The organism is Bradyrhizobium sp. Arg816 (assembly GCF_029989365.1).
Lineage (GTDB): Bacteria > Pseudomonadota > Alphaproteobacteria > Rhizobiales > Xanthobacteraceae > Bradyrhizobium.
Genome location: NZ_JAPRAQ010000075.1, coordinates 1 through 1,403 on the forward strand (window position 1 = coordinate 1; position 1,403 = coordinate 1,403).

The 1,403-nt window shown below is 66.4% G+C and carries 1 protein-coding gene; it reads right to left on the minus strand.

The features are described 5' to 3' along the window. A partial coding sequence (locus tag OWC48_RS45870) for a CoA-acylating methylmalonate-semialdehyde dehydrogenase (RefSeq protein WP_282525905.1) occupies positions 1-1,403 on the minus strand: 1,403 nt, incomplete at both ends.

The following is a 1,403-nucleotide window of genomic DNA, read 5'->3' on the forward strand; positions in this document are numbered from 1 at the left end:
GACGGCCAGCGCGAGGTCACCGTCTTGGTCTTGGTGTAGAAGCGGACCGAGTCCGGGCCGTGCTGGTTGAGATCGCCGAAGCCCGACTTCTTCCAGCCGCCGAAGGTGTAATAGGCGATCGGCACCGGGATCGGCACGTTGACGCCGACCATGCCGACATTGACCTTGGCCGCGAAGTCGCGCGCGGCATCGCCGTCGCGGGTGAAGATCGCGACGCCGTTGCCGTAGTCATGATCCGACGGCAGCGCCAGCGCTTCCTTGTAGTCGTGCGCGCGCACGACCGAGAGCACGGGACCAAAGATCTCTTCCTTGTAGATCCGCATGTCCTTGGTGACGTTGTCGAACAGCGAACCGCCGAGATAGAAGCCGTTCTCGTAGCCCTGCATCTTGAAGCCGCGGCCGTCGACGGCGAGCGTCGCGCCTTCCTTGATGCCGATGTCGATGTAGCTCTTGACCTTCTCGACCGCCTCGCGCGTGACCAGCGGACCGTAATCGGCGGACGGATCGATCGAAGTGCCGATCTTGAGCGACTCGACGCGCGGGATCAGCTTTTCCATCAGCCGGTCGGCGGTGGACTTGCCGACGGGGACCGCGACCGATACGGCCATGCAACGCTCGCCGGCCGAGCCGTAGCCCGCACCGATCAGCGCGTCGACCGCCTGGTCCATGTCCGCGTCGGGCATGATGATGGCGTGGTTCTTGGCGCCGCCAAAACACTGGCAGCGCTTGCCGGTCTGGGCTGCGCGCTCGTAGATGTATTGCGCGATCGGCGTGGAGCCGACGAAGCCGATGGCCTTGATGTCGGGATCATCCAGGATGGCGTCGACCGCTTCCTTGTCGCCGTTGACGACGTTGAGGATGCCGGCCGGCAGGCCCGCCTCGATCATCAGCTCGGCGAGCAGCATCGGCACGCCAGGGTCGCGCTCCGAGGGCTTCAGGATGAAGGCGTTGCCGCAGGCGATGGCGGGCGCGAACTTCCACATCGGGATCATCGCCGGGAAATTGAACGGCGTGATGCCGGCGACGACGCCGAGCGCCTGCCGCATCGAATAGATGTCGATGCCGGGGCCGGCGCCTTCGGTGTATTCACCCTTCATCAGATGCGGGATGCCGCAGGCGAACTCCGCGACTTCGAGGCCGCGCTGGATGTCGCCCTTGGCGTCCGGCACGGTCTTGCCGTGCTCGCGCGCGAGCAGCTCGGCGAGCTTGTCGTAGTCGCGCTGCACCAGCTCCACGAACTTCATCATGACGCGGGCGCGACGCTGCGGGTTGGTCGCGGCCCATTCCGGCTGCGCGGCGCGGGCGTTCTCGACGGCAGCGCGGACCTCGGCCTTGGACGCCAGCGCCACCTTGGCCTGGACGTCACCGGTCATCGGCTCGAAAACGTCTGCCGTCCGGCCCGA